Here is a 17,671-nt window from a genome sequence, read left to right as displayed (position 1 = left end):
TGGGGCGTGACCCGGGCGGGCTCGGCACAAGGCCGAGCCCGCCACGCCGGCTCCACCGGACCTGATCGCGTGCCGTGACGGCGCTCGCCCGATCGGGCGTACGCCTTCGCCGCGAACGTCACGGACATCCGAGCCGGAGCCGTGTCACGCCGTCAGCGCTGCAGTGTCAGCAGGCCCGGCCGGTAGGGCAGGAGGCCGTAGTCGCCGCCGGAGTTGGGGTCGCGCCCCTGGTAGAGCAACTGCAGGTTGCAGGGATCGACGGTCATGGTCTGGTCGGCGCTGGTGCGGACCAGTTCGCCGTGGCTGATGTCGTTGGTCCAGGTGGCGCCGCTGTTGGCCTTGCCGGCGAAGGGGTTGCTCTCGGTGGCGGCCTGGGGGGTCCACGAACCGTTCAGACTGGTGGCGGTGAACGAGCGGAAGTAGCGGCCCTGTGCGCCGATCGCTTCGACGATCATGAGGTACTTGTTCTGGCCCTGGAGCTTGTAGACCTGAACGGCTTCGAACAGGTTGTTCGTCGTGTCGCTCATGATCACCGTCGATGTGGTGCCGAAACTGCCGGGGAAGTTCCCGATGGGCATGCTGGCCCGGTAGATCTTGCCGTTGTCCCCGGCGAAGAACAGGTACATGTTCGTGCTGTCACCGATGAGCGTCTGGTCGATGGGCCCTGTGCTGGAGCCGGAGATGCTTCCTGAGAAGAGCACCTGCTGGGAGGACCAGCCGTTCGGATTGGTGGGGTCGCTGGAGGTCCTGTAGGAGAAGGCGGTCCCGCCCCACTGGTAGGCGAGCACCCAGATGTTCTTCGGGGCGAAGTAGAGGAGTGTGGGCGCGACGGTGGCGGACGACATCGTGTTCTGGCTGGCCGAGGCCATCTCGGACCAGTTGCTGAAGAGGCTGAAGTTCATCGAACCCCACCTCGTCCCCGTGTCGTGCGTCGTGGCGTAGACGAGATGCCTGCCGTTGTAGGGGGCTACGGTGAAGTCCTTGAGCGAGACCCAGCCCGGCTTCGGTGTCGCCAGCGGGCCCGTCGATGTCCAGCGGTACGTGGACGGAAGATCGCACGTGCCGGGGGTGCCCCCGTCGACCCGGACGAGCTGCCACTGCTGGTTGGTGCCGCCCCAGTCGTCGTACTGGACGATGTTCGCGCCGTCGGCGGTGGAGCCGCCCTGGACCTCCAGGGCCTTGTTGCTGTGGCGCGAGATGAACCTCACATAGCCGTCCGGGCTGTCGGCCAGCCGCCACTGCTGGTTGGCGCCGTTGTGGTCGGTCCATTGCACGATGCCGGCGCCGTTGGCGGTGGACCAGTTGTAGACGTCGAGCACCTTGCCGGAGTGGCGGGACTTGATGCGGTAGTAGCCGCCGCCGGAGTCGACGAACTGCCACTGCTGCTGGTTCTGGTTGTTCCTGGACCACTGGGTGATGCGGGCGCCGTCGTTGGTGGCGAGGTTGTAGACGTCCAGGGCCTTGCCGCTGTTGCGGTTGACCAGGACGTACCAGGCGTTGGTGTCCACGGTGGCCGCGTGGGCGGACCGGACCTGCATGGCGACGAACAGGCTCGCCAGTAAGGCGGCCACCGTCCCGAGGACGGCCAGTGATCTGAGTTTCATGATGTGCTCCTGTTCATCCGACTGTTCATCCGACTCGGACGAGTTGCCACTGCTGGTTGGCGCCGTTCCAGTCGTCGTACTGGACGATGTTGGCGCCGTCGGCGGTGGAGGCTCCCTGGACCTCCAGGGCCTTGCCGCTGTGCCTGCTGATGAGGCGGACGTAGCCGCCGCTGTCGGCCACACGCCACTGCTGGTTGGCGCCGTTGTGGTCGCTCCACTGGACGATGGCGGCGCCGTTGGCGGTGGACCAGTTGGAGACGTCCAGGACCTTGCCGGACAGCCGCGACTTCAGCCGGTACCAGCCGCTCTCGGAAGCGACGAACTGCCACTGCTGCTGGTTGCCGTTGTTGCGGGTCCACTGGGTGATGCGGGCGCCGTCGTTGGTGGCGAGGTTGTAGACGTCCAGGGCCTTGCCGCTGTTGCGGTTGACCAGCACGTACCAGGCGTTGGTGTCGATCGGCCCCGGGTTGGACGAGCCGCCGTTGAGCGCGTCCAGGGTGGCGGTGTAGGCGGCCTTCTTGTTGCCCCAGGAGTCGAACAGCAGCGGGTTCTCCCCGGTTCGCCAGGAGTCGCTGTCGCGGATGCCCCAGACGGTGATGCCGGTGCAGCGGGAGACCGCCAGGCAGGCGCGGGTCACCGAGGCGTAGATGGCGGCCTGGTTGGGGCCGGAGGCGACGTCGAGCTCGGTGATCTGGACGTCCACGCCGAGGTCGGCGAAGCGCTGCAGATTGGCCTGGTAGTCGCCGGACAGCGAGGTGCCCAGGTGGGACTGGAAACCGACGCAGTCGATCGGCACCCCGCGCGCCTTGAAGTCGCGGACCATGTTGTAGATGGCGGTGCTCTTGGGGTTGATCCCGTCGGTGTTGTAGTCGTTGTAGCAGAGCTTGGCGCCCGGGTCGGCGGCGCGAGCGGCCCGGAAGGCCGCCTCGATCCAGTCGTTGCCGGTGCGCTGGAGGATCGAGTCGCGCCGGCCGCCGCTGCCGCCGTCGGCGAAGGCCTCGTTGACGACGTCCCAGGAGTGGATCTTGCCTCGGTAGTGGGCGGCGACCTGCGTGACGTGGTTGATCATGGCGCTGCGCAGGGTCGAGCCGGACAGGGCCTCCGCCCAGTCCGGCATTTGCGCGTGCCACAGCAGGGCGTGCCCGCGGATCTTCATGCCGCGCCCGAGCGCGTGGTTCACGATCCGGTCGGCGCCGGTGTAGGTGAAGAAGTTCCGGGACGGCTCGGTGGCGTCCCACTTCATCTCGTTCTCGGGGGTGACCGAGGTGAACTCCCGGTTCAGGATGTTCACGTACGTCGAGTCGCCGAGCCTGCCGGCGGCCACGGCCGCGCCGAAGTAGCGGCCGCCTCGCTCGGCTGCGGATGCGCCCAGGGTCGAGGCGGCCTCGGCCGGCCCGGAGAGCGCGACCGAGAGGCCGAGGGCGACCAGCCCGGTGGTGAGCAGGGACAGCAGTCGTCTCATGAACGGTCGGAGCCTTCCTTTGTCGTCGTGCTGGGTCAGGGGGTGGTGAGGTCGAAGCGGCGCACGGTCACCGCGCCGCCGAGCGACTGAGTGGCGTAGTTGAAGATCCCGAAGCGGTAGCCCATGAAGAACTGCCATGCGTTGTTCAGCGTGAAGGCCGGGCCGAGGCTGACGAAGGTGGTGCCGTCGGTGCTGTAGGAGAAGCGCGCCTGCCTGCCGGAACCCGGCCGGATGTCGGCGCTGACCCGCAACCAGATCCGGCCGCCCGAGATGTTCGCGCTCGCCGCCTCGGTGCCGGTGCCGGTGGTCTGCCACGAGCTGTTCATGGTCAGGCCGTTGGTCATCACGACCCGGGTGACGCCGTTGTCGCGTTTGACGCCGATCCAGGCGGACTGGTCGCGCAGCATCGCCAGCCCTGCGCGGTCCCCGTTGGACATCTGCGAATAGTCGAGCTCGATCGTCGCCGTCGAGGACGGGCCCTGGATGCGGTGGGTCAGCGTGTTACGGGCGCTGTAGAGGTCGCCGGTGACGGTCGCGGTCTGCAGGCGCAGGCCGTTGCCGGTGGAGTAGCGGCTGGTGTCGGGGTTGTGGTTCCACTCCCAGCGGTGCCCGAGGCTGCCCGTGGAGAAGGTGTCGGGGCCGATCATGGACGCGACGGTCCGGTTGGTCTGGATGTTCGGCCTCGGGTAGCTGACTCCCCAGCCGCCGTTGACGGTCTGCACGACCGGCCAGTCACCGGTCCAGGTGATCGGGGCGAGCGCCGGGACGCGGCCACCGGGGTAGGCGTCCACGAACGACATGTAGTACCAGTCGCCGTTCTGGGTCTGGACGAGCCCGCCCTGGTGCGGCACGCCGCCGCCGGAGATGGGGCCGGGCATGTCGAGCAGGACCTGGCGCATCTCGTACGGGCCCCACGGCGAGGTGGAGCGGAGCACGTACTGGCCGTTGGCGGGGCGGGTCAGCCAGATGTAGTAGTAGCCGCCCCGTTTGTAGAAGCGGGCGCCCTCCAGGGTGCCGACGCTGCTCGGGGTCTGGAACACCTGCTGGGCGCGCACCTGGCTGAGCCCGTCGGGGGAGAGCTGGGCCACGCTGATGGTGCCGTTGCCGTAGGCGACGTACATGGTGTCGTCGGTGTCGATCAGCAGGCCCGCGTCGTAGTAGCAGTTGTTGATCTGCGAGCGCTTGGTCCAGGTGCCGTCCACGGCGGAGGCGGTGTAGACGTAGGTCCGGTTGAACTCGACGCAGCCGATCCAGTAGTAGGTGCTGTTGCTGGGCCGGTAGTTCAGGGTCGAGGCCCAGATGCCCTTCACGTACGCCCGCCCGCCGTTGAGGTCGTAGGCGGCGGAGTTGAAGTCGAGCCTCGGGACCGAGTGCCCGGCGTACTCCCAGTCGACCAGGTTGTAGGAGCGCAGGATCGGCGCGCCCGGCGAGTAGTGCATCGTCGAGGCCGAGTAGTAGTAGGTGTCGCCGACCCGGATGATGTCGCCGTCGGCGAAGTCCTGCCAGACCACCGGGTTGGTGTAGGTGCCGCCTGGATTGTCGCTGCCCACTGGGACGAGTTGCCACTGCTGGTTGGCGCCGCCCCAGTCGTCGTACTGGACGATGTTCGCGCCGTCGGCCGTGGAGGCTCCCTGCACTTCGAGGGCCTTGTTGCTGTTGCGGTTGATCAGCCGTACGTGGCCGTCCGCGGAGTCGGCCAGGCGCCACTGCTGGTTGGCGCCGTTGTGGTCGGCCCATTGGACGATGGCGGCGCCGTTGGCGGTGGACCAGTTGTAGACGTCGAGCACCTTGCCGGAGTGGCGGGACTTGAGCCGGTAGTAGCCGCCGCCGGAGTCGACGAACCGCCACTGCTGCTGGTTCTGGTTGTTCCTGGACCACTGGGTGATCCGGCCGCCGTCGGCGGTGGACAGGTTGTACACGTCCAGCGCCTTGCCGCTGTTGCGGTTCACCAGCACGTACCACGTGTTCGTGTCGACCGTCGCGGCCGACGCCTGCGGCGTGAGGAAGACGCCCAGGAGAAGCAGGGACGAGAGAACCGCGAGCACGCGCCTCACAGGAACCTCCAGAGGTTGTTCGTCGCGCCGTTGTCGTCGGCGAGCACCACCTGCGCGCCCTGCGAGGTGCCGCCGAGGCCGAGGACCCGTCCGCCGTTGGCGCACTGGATGCGGAAAGCGGCGCCCGACCCGTAGCGCAGCCGCCAGCGATGGTCGGCGGTGCCGTTGTCGGCCCACTGCACGACGCGCGACCCGGCAGCGGTGCCCATGTTCTCCACGCCCAGCACCTTCTGGCTGCTGGAGTTGCGCAGCCGCAGGTAGCCGCCGGTGTCGATGATCGCCGTCCACAGGTGGTCGGCGGTGCCGGTGTCGCCCCACTGGATGACGAGCGCACCGTCGGCCGTGGACATGCCGGTGACGCCGAGCACCATCCCGGTGCCCACGTTCTGAATACGCCGCGCGCCGTTCGGTATGAATCGCCACTGGTTGTCGGGGCTGCCGTTGTCGGAGTCCTGGACCACCTGGGCGCCGTTGGCGGTCGAGCCGTTCTGGATGGCGAGCAGCTTGGAGCTGTGGACGTTGCGGATCTTGACGGAGCCGTCGCCCACGTCGGTGATCGTCCAGCGGTGGTCGGCGGTGCCGGTGTCTCCCCACTGGAGCACCCGGGCATTGTCGGCGGTCGACATGTTCTCGACGCCGAGCACCTTGCCGCTGTGGACGTTGCGGAACCGCAGGGCACTGCCGTCCACGACGGGAACCCAGTCGTGGTCGGCCGTGCCGTTGTCGGTCCACTGCAGGGCCAGGCCGCCGTCGGCCGTGGACATGTTCTGGATGCCGAGGACCAGCCCGCTGGCCACGTTGACCAGCCGGAAGCCGGCCGAGCCGGCGCCGCCCTGGCCACCGGTGTTCCAGTAGACGACGTAGTTGTGGTCGTGAGCCTCGTAGAACGGGCCCAGCCGCACCGACGCCCCGTTGGCCGTGGCCGTGAAGGCCAGGGAGGAGGTGCTGGTCCGGGTGATCGAGGAGGTGTTCAGGGCAGGGGCCGACGACAGGCTGCTGTTGCCGTAGTCGCCGGACAGCACGACCGGGCCGTAGGTGACGGCTTGCACGTTGGGGTTGTCGTTGGCGGCCTTCATGACCACCCGCATGGGCAGCCGCACGGTCACGGTGTCGCCCGACGCCCACGAGCGGGTGAGGTCGGCGTAGGTGCCCGGCGTGGTGGCGATGTTCTGCTGGACTCCGTTGACGCTGATCGTCGCGCCCTGGGTCCAGGCCGGGATGCGGATGCGCATCGTCCACGATCCGCCCACGTTGCCGGTGACCTGGAGCGACGTGGTGTCGCCGACCGGGTAGGAGGTCGTCTGGGTGACCGTGATTCCGCGTTGGCTCCAGTTGAGGGTGGAGGGCACGAACAGGTTCACGAACAGCGTGGTGCCGTTGTGGAAGTAGATCGAGTCCATCAGCTTGGTGTTGGTCTCGATCCCGGTGCCCTGGCAGCACCAGAAGGAGTTGTAGTCCGTGCTCCAGGTGCCTCCGCCCCAGGCCGGGCCGACACCTCGCCGCCCGCCGGGGTTGAGCGGGGTGAAGTAGGTGACGTGCCCGCGCGCGTCGGCCGGGTTCTGCTGCCCGATCAGGTGGTTGAGCAGGGCGTTCTCGTAGTAGTCGAAGTAGTCGGCCCGGGTCGGCGACAGCAGCCACAGCTCCCGGGTCAGCTTGAGCATGTTGTAGGTGTTGCACGCCTCGCCGGTGTCTCTGGTCAGGTAGGCGGCGATGGCGTTGGGGGCGCGGAAGTGCTCGGCCTGACTGTTGGAGCCGTTCACATAGGTGTGCGCGCCGACGGTGATGGCCCAGGCGTTGACGGCGATGTCGCGGTAGCGGGTCGTGCCCGTCGCCTTGAACTCGCGGGCCGCTCCGATCCACTTGGGCACCTGCGTGTTGGCGTGCAACCCGTTGAGCCGGTCCTGGCCCGCGGCCAACGGGTCGAACACGGCCGCGTGGTCGAACCGCTGGGCCGTGGACAGCCACCGGGAGTCGCCGGTCATCTGGTACAGGTCCGTCAGCACGGCGTTCATGCCGCCGAACTCGGTGCCGAGCATGGCCTGCATCTGGCTCCAGCCGAGTCGCGACGTGCGGGCGTCCACCCATCCCGCCAGGGCCAGCAGCACGGTCCGGGCCTGGGTGTTGCCGATCAGCCGCCAGACGTCCAGCAGCCCGGCCATGGTCTTGTGGATGCAGTAGTACGGCACGTTGCCGTTGCTCAGGGTGCGGTTCTCCACGGCCGTGATGTCCGACTCCGGGAAACCGGACAGGTAGCCGCTGCTGAATCCGGCGGCGCCGTTGTTCGCCTGGCATCTGGCCAGTTCGGCCACCATGTACTCGGCCTTGTCCCGGCAGGTGGTGTCGCCGAGCACGGCGTACGCCTGCGCCCACGCCGTCAGGAAATGGCCCTGCATGTGGGACCGGAACGGGAAGGTGGGCGCGTCCCAGCCGCCGTTGGCCGCCGCCCCGTTGGTGGACAGCCGGTGGTTGGCCCGGAAGACGTACAGCAGCCGGTCGACATCGACGAAACGCAGGTAGTTGAGGGTGCGGTTCTGGTTCTCCAGCCAACGGCCGGAGGTCAGCCGGACCTGGCCGAGCTCGAACTCGTAGGCCGAGACGCCGATGTCGGCTCTGGCCCAGGGGACTGCGGCCAGAGCGGGAGATGCGCCGGCCACCTGGCCGGCGACCGAGAGCGCGGCGGCCGCCCCTGCGGCCTGTAAGAGCTGACGACGGCTCAAGGACATGCGGAACTCCTTGGAGATGGGGGGTGGTGACCGGCCGTCGCCGGTCACGTTTCACCGGGTCAGGCCCTCGGCCTCGGATAGGTCGTCCCTGCTCGCCGGTGCGTAGACACCGCTCCCGGTGCTGCTGTTAGCGCTAACACGCATGGCCGTTCGAATCGATGCCCATCTGGGGCCGATGTGGAGCTGTGGCGGGCGCGGCATGCCGGCGAACGGTGGGTCCTGTGCCGTCGCCGGGGATGAGGGAGGACATCCAGGGCTCCTTCACTGGGTCGTAGAGATGGCCACGGGTGTTAGCGCTAACATCTAGCTCCTGCGGAGAGCTGTGTGGCCCACTCCGTTGAGGCGTTGTCGCGGAGTACATCCGACGGTCCGGTCCGGCGTCAACGAGGGATCTTCCGCGCCGACTCGGGCGCCGCCGTCGGAACGCCTTCCCGCCTAGGGTTTCGCCTCGGAAGAAGATCGCGTCGCACGGCTCGCACATCTGAAAGTTTCATTGAAGTTACCGGGTGGCAACCCGGTAAGTTGCGGAGTGTGCGGGGTTAAATTGCCGTCGTCGGAGTCGTGTCCATGCGACGAGTCGTGGCCATGCGACGTGGCGTGATCGCCTTCGGTTCTGGCGTGATCCCGCGCGAGATGAGGGCCACGGCCGCGACACGCTGCGCGGCTCGGCTCAAGGGGAGCCGCCTGATCAGAAGAGGGCGGCGCGGGGGTGGTGCCGGACTTCGCCGCCGGCCGGGCCACGGCTGCTCCGTGGGCGTGGCCGAGGCCGTACTTGATCTTGATTAAGTTTCTGCCCTGGGCGCGGTTGACGGGCCGCAGGAACCGGCGTGCGCTCCCTCGGCCCAACGCGAGACGCCTCGGGCGCGTCCCGGCTACCGGGTCGCGCCCGAGGACGGATCGTCACGCGGGGAGGATCAGCAGGTGGAGTCGGTCCGGGTCGGCAGGCCCAGGCGCCGGGGGAGGGAGTTGTGGTCGCCCCCGGCGTTGGGATCCATCCCCTGCTAGAGGTGCTGCATCCGGCAGGGGCTCCCCGTGACTGATGTCCCGGGTCCAGGCCGTGCCTCAGTTCGAGGCCAGTGCGGCTCCGAGCGCGGTCGTGGTGGAGGTGGAGGTGCGGGATGTGGTGCCCGCGTTGTAGGTCCACTTCTGGTTGCTGCCGCCCCAGCAGGTGTAGAGCTGCAGCCCCGTACCGTTGCCGGTGCCGCCGCCGACGGCGTCGAGGCACAGCCCGGACTGCACGCCCACGATGGAGCCGTCCGAGTTGATGCGCCACTTCTGGTTGTCGCCGCCCCAGCAGGAGTAGATCTGGATCCTGGCGCCGTTGCCCGTGCCCCCGGCGTCGAGACACTTGTCGCCGTACACCTTCAGCTCCCCGGCAGCGGTCAGCGTCCACTGCTGGTTGGCCTGACCGTGGCAGTCCCACAGCTGCACCGCGGTGCCGTCGGTGGTGCTGGAGTTGGGCACGTCCACGCAGCGGCCCGAGGCCGTGCTCCTGAGCTGCCCCGCGTCCGGCGGCGGCGTGGAGGTGCCGCCGTTGAGGGCGTTGAGCACCGCGGTGTAGGCGGGCTTCTTGTTGCCGTTGCCGTCGAACAGCAGCGGGGTGTCGCCGGGGCGCCAGGAGTCGCTGTCGCGCACGCCCCACACCGTGATGCCGACACAGCGGGGCACGGCCAGGCAGTCGTTGATCACGTTGGCGTACGTGGTGGGCGACGCGCCCTGGATGTCCAGTTCGGTGATGGCCACATCGACGCCGAGGGCGGCGAAGTTCTGCAGCGTGGTGCGGAAGTTGCTGTGGTACGGGCTCCCGCTGTTGAAGTGGGCCTGGAAGCCGACGCAGTCGATCGGCACGCCACGGGCCTTGAAGTCCCTGACCATGTTGTAGACGCCCTGCGTCTTGGCCCACGTCCAGTTCTCGATGTTGTAGTCGTTGTAGCAGAGCTTGGCCGCCGGGTCGGCGTTCCGCGCGGTGCGGAAGGCGACCTCGATCCAGTCGTTGCCGGTCCGCTGCAGGTTGGAGTCGCGCCGGCCGCCGGAGTTGCCGTCGGCGAAGGCCTCGTTGACCACGTCCCAGGCGTAGATCTTGCCCTTGTAGTGGGCCATGACGCCGTTGATGTGGTTGATCATCGCCTGCCGCAGGGCGCCGCCGGACATGTTCCGCATCCACTCGGGCTGCTGCGAGTGCCAGGCCAGGGTGTGCCCGCGGACCCGCTTGCCGTTCTGGACGGCCCAGTTGTAGACGCGGTCGCCCTGGCTGAAGTTGAACTGGCCCGGCTGGGGTTGGGTGGCGTCGATCTTCATCTCGTTCTCGGCCGTCACCATGTCGAACTCGCGGTTGGCGATCGTCGTGTAGGTGGAGTCGCCGAGCCTGCCCGCGGCGATGGCGGTGCCGAAGTAGCGGCCGCTCTGCTGGGCCGCCGCGCCCAGCGTGCTCTCGGCGGCATCGGCGGGGATCATGGGCACCGCCAGCGCCGTGATCAGGCCGAGTGCGCCGGCGATCAGCGCCCGTCGGCGCCCGCCGAGGGAGCGTCGGGCGGTAGGTGGGGACATGGCGTTGACGCTCATGCCTGAGCCTCCATAAGGCGAATCATGGGAAGGGAGCGTGCGGGAAACACCCGCAGGATCGATGCCCAGATGGGCGTCGTGAGGGCAGCCCCTGCCGCGCACCACCGATCTGGCAGGGGAGATCGCCTCGGGGACTCAGTGTGGGAATCTCCCCGAAAATTGTCAAGGGAGATGTAGAAACTTTCGGCGTCGCTCGCTCGCGCTTACCGTGTTGTAGTGGCCTTATTCTCGAAAATGTTTCGGCCAGCCTCGCCGCCCGGGGTCCCGGCTGAAAGTTTCACGGCGATGCTGGCGCCCATCGACCGCGGCCGGACCCGGTAACACGAGGTGAGCGTGCCCGGCCGCGGCTCACGTCCGGTCCGCCGTCGGCCCGGGACTTCTTGACAGTACGTTTCCGCCTCGTATTTGCTCCGTTCCGCCACCACCTCCCGCCCCCAGAGGAGGAGGACGTTCGATCAGAGAATTGCCTGTTAGCGTTAACAGCCGCGTCGCCCGACCCCCGGTGACGACCGCGGCCCCGCGAGACCCGTACAGGCGCCACATCCCGCGGGTCCTCGCCTCGTTGCGCGTCGCAGGCCCCGGCCCGCAGCAGCTCACCGCCACCGGCTACGCCAGGCCGCCCGTCCCGCGCAGGCGCACGCCCCGCTGCAACGCGTCTCCGCTGTGACGGCGTCCCCGGAGTGAGGCGGAACAACGAGAAGGAGCGCAGCCAATGAGAACGCGTGCTGGAAGGTACACCGGCATCGGAGTCGGCATGGTGGCCCTGATCGCGGCGGTGGCCACCGCTCTGTCCATGTTCCTCACGGCCGCTCCGCGGGCCTCGGCGGCGGTGCTGACCGAAGTGACGAGCTTCGGAGCCAACCCCGGCGGTCTGCGGATGTACCTCTACGTCCCCGACAGAGTGGCATCCCGGCCGGGCGTCTTGGTCGCGATGCACGGGTGCAACGGCTGGGCTCCCGGTTTCCACCAAGGGACCGAGTTCGCCTCACTGGCCGACCGGTACGGCTTCATCGTCATCTACCCACAGGCGAACAAGAGCGTCAACGGCATGTCGAACTGCTTCGACGTGTGGTCCAGCGAGGCCCTGCGCCACGGCGGCGGCAGTGATCCGGTGTCGATCGTCTCCATGACGAACTACGTGCTGCAACGCTACAACGGTGACCCGCAGCGGGTGTTCGCCACCGGTTTCTCCTCCGGAGCGATGGAGACCATCAACCTGCTCGCGACGTACCCGGACGTGTTCAAGGCCGGCGCGCCGTTCGCGGGTGTTCCTTTCGGTTGCCTCGGGCCCGCCGGGTGCGGGGACAAGACGCCGCAGCAGTGGGGTGACCTGGTCAGGAACGCCTACCCCGGCTACACCGGGCCCCGGCCGCGCCTGATGGCCTGGCACGGCACCGCCGACTCCGTGCTGCCCTACACCATGCTGCAGGAAGAGGTCGATCAGTGGACCAACGTGCACGGACTCAGCCAGACCCCCACCTCCACCGACAGCCCGCAATCCGGGTGGACCCGGCGGGTCTTCGGTTCCGGGCAGGTCGAGGCGTACACCATCACCGGCGCCGGCCACGATCTGCCGCGCACCGGGATGGCCGCTCACGCCATCCGCTTCTTCGGTCTGGACGCCGGCTCGCCCACCGCGACGCCGACCGTCACGCCCGGTGACGGCGCCGGGCAGATCAGGGGAGTGGGCTCCGGCCGCTGCCTGGACGTGCCCAACGCGGCCACCGCCGACGGCACGCCGGTGCAGTTGTGGGACTGCCACGGGCAGAGCAACCAGCAGTGGACCGTCACCCCGGCCGGCGAGATCAGGGTTTACGGCAACAAGTGCCTCGACGCGGGAGGGAACGGCAACGGCGCCAGGATCCAGATCTACTCCTGCTGGGGTGGCGACAACCAGAAGTGGCGCCTGAACTCCGACGGCACCATCACGGGGGTGCAGTCCGGGCTGTGCCTGGACGCCGTGGGCCAGGGCACCGCCAACGGCACCAGATTGCAGCTCTGGTCCTGCGGCGGCGGTGCCGGCCAACGCTGGACCCGCACCTGACGCACCGCGGCCTCTCGCCCGACGACGCCGGCGGCCCTGGGCGAGGAGCCGAGGCCGACGGACCCGCTGCGACCGCGGCCGGGCATGTGCCCGCTCCATCAGAGAAGGTGATCATGAAAGCCGCATCCCCCCTCCGGCTCGGCGTCATATCGAGGCGCGGTGTGCTTGTGATCGTGGCGCTGCTCTGCGCCGTGGCGATGATCCCGGGCACGGCCAGGGCGGACAATCCGATCGTCCAGACGATCTACACCGCCGACCCCGCCCCGCTGGTGCACAACGGCCGGGTGTACCTCTACACCGGGCACGACGAGGACGGCTCGACGTACTTCACCATGAAGGAGTGGCGGGTCTGGTCGTCCGCGGACATGGTGAACTGGACCGACCACGGCTCGCCGATGAGCGTCGCCACCTTCAGCTGGGCGAGCGCGGACGCCTGGGCGGGCCAGGCCGTCTACAGGAACGGCAGGTTCTACTGGTACGTACCTGTGAAAGACCGGGCGAGCGGCCAGATGGCCATCGGCGTCGGGGTCTCGAACAGTCCCACCGGGCCCTTCACCGACGCCATCGGCCGCCCCCTGGTCAGGAACGGCGAGATCGACCCCACGGTCTTCATCGACGACGACGGGCAGGCCTACCTGTACTGGGGCAACCCCAACCTGTGGTACGTCAGGCTCAACGCCGACATGATCTCGTACTCGGGCAGCCCCACCCAGATCCCGCTCACCACCGCGGGCTTCGGCACCCGCACCGGCAACCCGAGCCGTCCGACCCTGTACGAAGAGGGGCCCTGGGTCTACAAGCGCAACGGCCTCTACTACAACGTCTTCGCGGCGAGGTGCTGCTCGGAGTTCATCGCCTACTCGACCGCCCCCGGCCCCACCGGCCCGTGGACCTACCGCGGCACGGTCATGCCCACGCAGGGCAGCAGCTTCACCAACCACCCCGGCATCATCGACTTCAACGGCGGGTCCTACTTCTTCTACCACAACGGCGCCCTGCCGGGCGGTGGCGGCTTCACCCGCTCGGTGGCCGTGGAGAAGTTCGCCTACAACGCCGACGGAACCATCCCCACGATCAACATGACCACGACCGGGGCTCCGCAGGTGGGCACGTTGAACCCCTACGTCCGCCAGGAGGCCGAGACGATCGCCTGGGAGTCCGGCGTGGAGACCGAACCCTCCAGCGAGGGCGGCATGAACGTCGGGTGGATCGAGAACGGCGACTACATCAAGGTCAAGGGCGTCGCCTTCGGCGCCGGTGCCACGTCCTTCAGCGCTCGGGTCGCCTCGGCGACCGGCGGCGGCCGCATCGAGCTCCGCCTCGGCGGCGTCAACGGCACGCTGGTGGGCACCTGCACCGTGCCGGGCACCGGCGGCTGGCAGACGTGGACCACGGTCACCTGCCCGGTGACCGGCGCGACGGGCACCCATGACCTGTACTTCAAGTACACCGGCGGCGGCGGCAACCTGTTCAACGTCAACTGGTGGCAGTTCACCGGCGGCACCGGCACCGGCGGGAACCTGCTCACCAACGGCGACATGGAGAGCGGCACGACCGGCTGGGGCGCGTCCGGCGGAACCCTGTCGTCCGTCACCAGCCCGGTGCACGGCGGCGCGCGGGCGCTGACCATAACCGGGCGCACGGCGTCATGGAACGGCACCACCCAGGACGTGACCGCCAAGCTCACCAACGGCAAGAGCTACACCACCAGCGTCTGGGTGCGGTCACAGAGCGGAACGCCCAGCGCGAAGGCGACCCTGGCCGTCACCGCCGACGGCACGACCGGTTACCTCCCGCTCACGCCGGCGACGACGGTGAACTCCGGCGGCTGGACCGAGCTCACCGGCACGGCGACCGTGTCATGGAGCGGGACGCTGACCCGGGCCACCTTCTACGTCGAGACGACGGCGGGCATCGATGGCTTCTCCATCGACGACGCCTCATTCCAGTGATCCCGAATCGGAGTCGACTGATGTCACGGCACAGCTCGCTTCTCGCAGCACTCGCGGTCGCGGCACTTCTCGTTCTGACCACAGCTCGTCCGGCGCTGAGCGGCGACGCGGGCGGCGCCACGGCCTCCGCGGAGCTCGGCACTCGCGCGACCACCGCCGGATGCGGCAAGACCCCGACGCTGAGGAGCGGTACGCACTCGATTCAGAGCAGCGGCAAGAACCGCTCCTTCATCCTCCGGCTTCCCGACAACTACCGCAGCGACACCCCCTACCGGTTGATCTTCGGCTTCCACTGGCGGGGCGGCACCGCCGCCGACGTCGACTCCGGCGGAAGCAGCGGATATCCCTGGTCCTTCTACGGCCTCAGGCAGTTGTCGAACAATGGCGCGATCTTCGTCGCGCCGCAGGGCCTCAACAACGGCTGGGCGAACACCAACGGCGAGGACGTCACCTTCGTCGATGACATGATCCGGCTCATCGAGGCGGATCTCTGCGTCGACACCTCGCAGCGCTTCGCCACCGGCTTCAGCTACGGCGGCGGGATGAGCTTCTCACTCGCGTGCTCGCGGGCGACCGTCTTCCGGGCGGTCGCGGTCTTCTCGGGCGCGCAGCTCAGCGGGTGCAGCGGCGGAACCCAGCCCATCGCGTACCTGGGGCTGCACGGCATCGGGGACACGGTGCTCGACATCTCGCTGGGACGGTCGCTGCGTGACAGGTTCGTCCGTAACAACGGCTGCACCGCGCAGAACCCGCCCGAGCCGAGTCCGGGCAGCCGGAGCCACATCGTCACCGCCTACTCGGGGTGCCGGGACGGATATCCGGTCGTCTGGGCCGCGTACGACAACGGTCACACGCCGGCCCCGGTGGACGGGACCTACACCGATAACGGCGTCACCACCTGGACCAAGACCGAGGTGTGGAAGTTCTTCTCCCAGTTCGGCAGCACCCCGTCACCCGGCGGCGGATGCACGGCCACGATGCAGACCGTGAACTCCTGGTCCGGTGGTTTCCAGTCCACCGTCACCGTCCGTGCCGGCGACAGCGCCGTCAACGGCTGGACGGTGAGCTGGACCTGGCCGGGCGGGCAGACGATCAGCAGCCTGTGGAACGGCGTCCGCTCCGGCTCCGGGGCCGCCGTGACCGTCCGCAACGAGTCCTACAACGGCTCCATCGCGGCCAACGGCACCACCACGTTCGGCTTCACCGCCGGCGGCGTCCCCGCCACACCGGCCCTGTCGTGCGACGCCTCCTGATCAGGAGGGGCTCACATGCGCGCTCCCGTGCTGTTGGTGCGTCGCGGCCCAGCTCGCGAGCATCCGCAGGGCGTCCTCGGAGGTGGAGCCGGCTTCGGCGGTGTAGGCCAGGAGCACGAGACCTGGATCCGAGCTGAGGTCCATGGCCTCGAACGACAGGACGAGATCGCCGACGACCGGGTGGTGCAGCCTCTTGGTGCCGGTGCGATGAAAGCGGACGTTGTGCGCCGCCCATCTGGATCGGAAGTCCTCGCTGCGCGTGGTCAGCTCGCCGATGAGATTCGAGAGGTCACGGTCGTAGGGATTGCCGCCGGCGGCGGAGCGCAGGATCGCGACCGTGTCGGCGGCGGTCGTTTCCCAGTCGGTGTAGAAGTCCTTGCTGCGGGGGTCGAGGAACGCGAAGCGCGCCAGGTTGCCCGGCTGCTCCGGCTGGTCGAGCGCGTCGAGGTACAGGGCGCGTCCGAGCCGGTTGGCCGCCAGGACGTCCAGCCGGCTGTTCAAGATCGCGGCCGCGGCCTCGGTCATCGCGTCCAGCAGCCGCTGGAGGCTCGGGCGGACACTCCGCGGGCCGGCGAGACGCCGCTTGGCCGGCGCGGCGTTGCAGGCACGAGCGAGATCCCGCAGGTGCGCGTGCTCGGCCTCGTCGAGCCGCAGGACACGTGCGACCGAGTCCAGAACGCCCTCCGACACGCCCCGGAGGTTCCCGCGCTCAAGGCGGTTGTAGTAGTCGACGCTCATGCCCGCCAGCAGCGCGACCTCTTCGCGGCGCAGTCCCGCCACACGGCGTATCCCACCGTACGCGGGAAGCCCCGCCTCCTCCGGTGTGATCCTGGCACGACGGGATCTCAGGAAGTCACGCACGTCGTTCTGCAGACTCATGCCGCAAGGCTAGTTCAGGGCCAACCGGGTGAGGGAGGCACTGGCATTACACGGAACCTCGGTCGCCGTCGCGTCGTAGGACACCGCCGTCCGGCCGTCTCCGCAGCGCTGAGCAGGGGACGCGAGCCGCCGCTCAGCGGCTGCGGCCGGTGGACGGCGCTTGTCACGCCTCCGGGATCGGCCAGTCGCCGGTCTCCAGCGTGATGGCCTCCGGGCCGGGGCCGTTGCGCACGCCCTTGTCCAGTGCGTCGAGCGCCGCCAGCTCGTCGGGGCCGAGCACGATGTCGAACACGTCGAAGTTCTCGGCGATGCGCTCGGGCTTGACCGACTTCGGGATCGCCGAGCGCCCCTGCTGCAGGTGCCAGGCGAGCATCACCTGCGCGGCGGTCTTGCCGTGCGCTTCGGCGATGCCACGGATCACCGGATCGGTGAGCGTGCTCGTGCGGTTCTCGGGGCTCCAGCCGAAGTTGTCCGGGTAGAAGGTGACGCCGCCGATGGGCGACCATGCCTGGGTGAGGATGCCGTGTTCCACGTGCGCCTGCCGCATGTCGCGCTGAGTGAAGTACGGGTGCAGTTCGATCTGGTTGACGGCGGGCACGATCTCGGTGCGTTCCAGGAGTGTCTTGAGGTGGTCGGCGGTGAAGTTCGAGACGCCGATCGCGCGCACCCCGCCGTCGGCGAGGAGCTTCTCCAGCGCCTGGTAGGAGGCGACGGTCATGTCGAAGGCCGAGGGCAGCGGCTGGTGCAGGATCAGCAGGTCGATCTGGTCCACGCCCAGCTTCCGCGCGCTCTTGTCGAACGCGCGCAGGGTCTGCTCGTAGCCGTAGTCGGTGATCCACACCTTCGTCTCGACGAAGACCTCGGAGCGCTCGACGCCCGAACGCCGGATGCCCTCTCCGACCTCGCGCTCGTTGAAGTAGACGGCCGCGGTGTCGATGTGGCGGTAACCGGTGGCCAGCGCGGCCTCCACTGCCGCGGTGGTCTCCTCCGGCGCGCTCTGGAACACACCGAACCCAAGCGCCGGCAGGGTGACGCCGTTGTTGAGGGTGAGCAGAGGTGCAGCGGTCATGACGATCCTTCTTCTCTCATCTCGGAGTCGGGCCCTCAGGACAGATGCGGGGCCCACGTGCCCAGACAA

Annotated in this window: 10 protein-coding genes; 3 read left to right on the top strand and 7 right to left on the bottom strand. The window is 68.6% G+C overall.

What is annotated here, in order from left to right:
- Positions 1–152 precede the first annotated feature (152 nt).
- The 5 genes from HNP84_RS31445 to HNP84_RS31425 form a co-directional block, all read right to left on the bottom strand.
- On the bottom strand, positions 153–1,538 hold the full coding sequence (locus HNP84_RS31445; protein ID WP_221337027.1) for a non-reducing end alpha-L-arabinofuranosidase family hydrolase: 1,386 nt from the start codon (positions 1,536–1,538) through the stop codon (positions 153–155).
- Positions 1,539–1,629: 91 nt separating this feature from the next.
- Entirely contained in the window at positions 1,630–3,066 is a 1,437-nt protein-coding gene (locus HNP84_RS31440) for a glycoside hydrolase family 10 protein (RefSeq protein WP_185053573.1), read from the bottom strand.
- 35 nt (positions 3,067–3,101) lie between these two features.
- Positions 3,102–5,111, bottom strand: coding sequence for an RICIN domain-containing protein (locus tag HNP84_RS31435; protein WP_221336984.1), 2,010 nt, complete (start codon positions 5,109–5,111; stop codon positions 3,102–3,104).
- Positions 5,112–5,116: 5 nt separating this feature from the next.
- Positions 5,117–7,843 (bottom strand): beta-L-arabinofuranosidase domain-containing protein, encoded by a 2,727-nt coding sequence (locus HNP84_RS31430; RefSeq protein ID WP_185053572.1) that lies wholly within the window; start codon positions 7,841–7,843, stop codon positions 5,117–5,119.
- Between the two features lie 1,062 nt (positions 7,844–8,905).
- Positions 8,906–10,405 (bottom strand): endo-1,4-beta-xylanase, encoded by a 1,500-nt coding sequence (locus HNP84_RS31425; RefSeq protein WP_185053571.1) that lies wholly within the window; start codon positions 10,403–10,405, stop codon positions 8,906–8,908.
- A gap of 712 nt (positions 10,406–11,117) precedes the next feature.
- On the opposite strand from HNP84_RS31425, the gene HNP84_RS31420 reads away from it, so the two are divergent.
- From HNP84_RS31420 to HNP84_RS53725, 3 genes are all read left to right on the top strand, one after another.
- Complete coding sequence (locus HNP84_RS31420) at positions 11,118–12,449, top strand: extracellular catalytic domain type 1 short-chain-length polyhydroxyalkanoate depolymerase (RefSeq protein WP_185053570.1); 1,332 nt, start codon at positions 11,118–11,120, stop codon at positions 12,447–12,449.
- Between the two features lie 161 nt (positions 12,450–12,610).
- On the top strand, positions 12,611–14,401 hold the full coding sequence (locus HNP84_RS31415; protein ID WP_312926159.1) for a family 43 glycosylhydrolase: 1,791 nt from the start codon (positions 12,611–12,613) through the stop codon (positions 14,399–14,401).
- Between the two features lie 20 nt (positions 14,402–14,421).
- Positions 14,422–15,654 carry a CE1 family esterase gene (locus HNP84_RS53725; RefSeq protein WP_185053568.1) on the top strand — a complete coding sequence of 411 codons (1,233 nt, stop codon included), beginning with the start codon at positions 14,422–14,424 and terminating at the stop codon, positions 15,652–15,654.
- Here the strand turns inward: HNP84_RS53725 and HNP84_RS31405 are convergent, their stop codons facing one another.
- The gene (locus tag HNP84_RS31405) at positions 15,655–16,533 is read right to left on the bottom strand and encodes a helix-turn-helix transcriptional regulator (protein ID WP_185053567.1); all 879 of its coding nucleotides are present in this window, start codon (positions 16,531–16,533) and stop codon (positions 15,655–15,657) included.
- Positions 16,534–16,696: 163 nt separating this feature from the next.
- Positions 16,697–17,602 (bottom strand): aldo/keto reductase, encoded by a 906-nt coding sequence (locus HNP84_RS31400; protein WP_185053566.1) that lies wholly within the window; start codon positions 17,600–17,602, stop codon positions 16,697–16,699.
- Positions 17,603–17,671 lie beyond the last annotated feature (69 nt).

Origin of the sequence: Thermocatellispora tengchongensis (genome assembly GCF_014202315.1) — a bacterium.
GTDB classification, from domain to species: Bacteria; Actinomycetota; Actinomycetes; order Streptosporangiales; family Streptosporangiaceae; genus Thermocatellispora; species Thermocatellispora tengchongensis.
The sequence above is the reverse complement of the archived record's forward strand: the minus strand, read 5'-3'. Positions and strand labels throughout refer to the sequence as shown.

Excerpts from the sequence above, each read along its gene's own strand:
- HNP84_RS31445 (WP_221337027.1), bottom strand. The coding sequence starts at position 1,538 with ATGCAGGTCCGGTCCGCCCACGCGGCCACCGTGGACACCAACGCCTGG.
- HNP84_RS31440 (WP_185053573.1), bottom strand. The coding sequence starts at position 3,066 with ATGAGACGACTGCTGTCCCTGCTCACCACCGGGCTGGTCGCCCTCGGC.
- HNP84_RS31430 (WP_185053572.1), bottom strand. The coding sequence starts at position 7,843 with ATGTCCTTGAGCCGTCGTCAGCTCTTACAGGCCGCAGGGGCGGCCGCC.
- HNP84_RS31425 (WP_185053571.1), bottom strand. The coding sequence starts at position 10,405 with ATGAGCGTCAACGCCATGTCCCCACCTACCGCCCGACGCTCCCTCGGC.
- HNP84_RS31420 (WP_185053570.1), top strand. The coding sequence starts at position 11,118 with ATGAGAACGCGTGCTGGAAGGTACACCGGCATCGGAGTCGGCATGGTG.
- HNP84_RS53725 (WP_185053568.1), top strand. The coding sequence starts at position 14,422 with ATGTCACGGCACAGCTCGCTTCTCGCAGCACTCGCGGTCGCGGCACTT.
- HNP84_RS31405 (WP_185053567.1), bottom strand. The coding sequence starts at position 16,533 with ATGAGTCTGCAGAACGACGTGCGTGACTTCCTGAGATCCCGTCGTGCC.
- HNP84_RS31400 (WP_185053566.1), bottom strand. The coding sequence starts at position 17,602 with ATGACCGCTGCACCTCTGCTCACCCTCAACAACGGCGTCACCCTGCCG.